The sequence below is a fragment of the Actinophytocola sp. genome (assembly GCF_035712165.1).
Taxonomy (GTDB): domain Bacteria; phylum Actinomycetota; class Actinomycetes; order Mycobacteriales; family Pseudonocardiaceae; genus DASYTH01.
This window is the reverse complement of record NZ_DASTBH010000063.1, coordinates 1-2,055: the sequence shown is the minus strand read 5'-3', so window position 1 is coordinate 2,055 and position 2,055 is coordinate 1. Positions and strand designations below refer to the sequence as shown.

Below are 2,055 nucleotides of genomic sequence, written 5' to 3'. Positions count from 1 at the left end.
TGGCATTGTGCGAGGAGGGTGACGAGGTTCTCTATCCGGACCCGGGGTTCCCGATGTATGCCTCGATCGCGGCGTTCTCGGGTGCCCGCCCGGTCCCGGTGCCGCTGCGCGAGGCGAACGGGTTCACCATCGATCCGGACGAGCTGGCCTCGCTGATCACCGATCGCAGCCGGCTGCTGATCCTCAACTCCCCGCACAACCCCTGCGGCAGCGCCTCGACCCCGGAGCAGCTCGAGGCCATCGCCGCCCTGGCCGTCCGCCACGATCTGGTGGTGCTCAGCGACGAGGTCTACTGGGCGCTCCGGACCGGTGGCACGCACCACAGCGTGCTGGACATCGACGGCATGGCCGAGCGGACCGTGCTGCTGGACGGGTGGTCCAAGACGTTCGCGATGACCGGTTGGCGGCTGGGCTTCGGGGTGTTCCCGCCGGCGCTGGTCGAACCGGTCACCCGGCTGGTGATCAACTCGGTGTCGTGCACCTCCGCGTTCAGCCAGCGGGCCGCGATCGCCGCACTGACCGGGCCCTGGGACGACGTCGACCGCATGGCGCGGAAGTTCCAGCAGCGGCGCGACGTCATCGTGGCCGGGCTCAACGCGATCCCCGGCGTGTCCTGCGTTGAACCCGGTGGCGCGTTCTACGCCTTTCCCAACGTGGGTGACCTCGCCATGTCCGCCGCGGCGCTGGCCGACCTGCTGTTGCAGCGATGCGGTGTGGCCTGCCTGCCGGGCACCGCGTTCGGCCGTTACGGGGCGGGCTACCTTCGGTTTTCCTACGCCACTTCGACGGACAACATCCGCGCCGCCCTGGCGGCCTTCCAGAACCTGGTGAGCGAGGTGCAGTCATGACCGAGTCGTCGATGTCGGTGCTGGTGACCCGTGCCCTGGTGCCCGAGGCGATGCAGGCCCTGGATGGCGGCTGCGAGGTGGATCTCTACGAGGGGCCGCCGGAGGCGATCCCGCGCGAGGAGCTGCTGCGCCGCGCCGCCGGCAAGGACGGGCTGCTCACGTTGCTGACCGAACGGGTCGACGCCGAGCTGCTGGACGCGGCCGGCCCGCAGCTGAAGATCGTGGCCAACCACGCGGTCGGCTTCGACAACGTCGACGTGCCGGCGTGCACCAGCCGCGGCGTGCTGGTCACCAACACCCCGGACGTGCTCACCGAGGCGACCGCCGACCTGGCCTGGTCGCTGATCCTGGCCTGCGTGCGCCGGGTGGCCGAGGGCGACCGGTTCCTGCGGTCACGCCGACCCTGGATCTGGGGCCCGAGCATGATGCTGGGCTACGACATGTACGGCAAGACCCTCGGCGTCGCCGGGTGCGGGCGGATCGGTCAGGCCGTTGCCCGCCGGGCCACCGGGTTCGGCATGCGGGTGATCTACCACGACCCGGTTCGGCTGCCCGAGGCCGTCGAACGCGAGCTCAACGTCGAGTGGTGTCCATTTGAGACACTGCTCGCCGAGTCGGACATCATCTCGGTGCACACGCCGCTGCTGCCGCAGACCCGGCACCTCTTCGGCGCCGACGCCTTCCGGCAGATGAAACCCACGGCCGTCCTGGTGAACACCGCACGCGGGCCCATCGTCGACGAGCCGGCCCTGGCCGAGGCCCTGCGCACCGGCGAAATCTTCGCCGCCGGCCTCGACGTCTACGAACGCGAGCCGCAGATCGAGGAAGCCTTGCTGGACCTGGACAACGTCACCCTCCTTCCGCACCTCGGCAGCGCAACCATAGAAACCCGCACCGCCATGGGCCTGCTCGCCGTGGAAAACCTGCTCGCCGGCATCACCAACAAACGCCCCCGCACCCTCGTCAACCCCGACGCGCTCCGGTGAGCCGGCCACGGGAAAGGTGAAAACCCGACACGTCCCGGCCGCAGGCCGGGACGTGTCGGGTGATTCGGTGAAAGGGTGGCTCAGTGTTGCCGGGGTGCGGAGTTGCCGTGCTCCTTGATGTTGTCCTTGGCGTCGTGGGCGTGGTTCTTGATGTCCTCGGCGGCCGAGCGGGTTTCGTCGGCCACGGTGGAGCCGGCGTCCTGTGCCGTCGCCTTGATGGA

General features: G+C 69.6%; 2 protein-coding genes. Both read left to right on the top strand.

Annotation, left to right across the window (positions count from 1 at the left end):
- The coding region (locus VFO68_RS02910; RefSeq protein WP_325156558.1) for a pyridoxal phosphate-dependent aminotransferase at window positions 1–848 on the top strand (848 nt) is incomplete at its 5' end.
- Window positions 845–1,834 (top strand): D-glycerate dehydrogenase, encoded by a 990-nt coding sequence (locus tag VFO68_RS02905; RefSeq protein WP_325156557.1) that lies wholly within the window; start codon window positions 845–847, stop codon window positions 1,832–1,834. The genes VFO68_RS02910 and VFO68_RS02905, both read left to right, overlap by 4 nt.
- The last annotated feature ends 221 nt before the right edge of the window (window positions 1,835–2,055 follow it).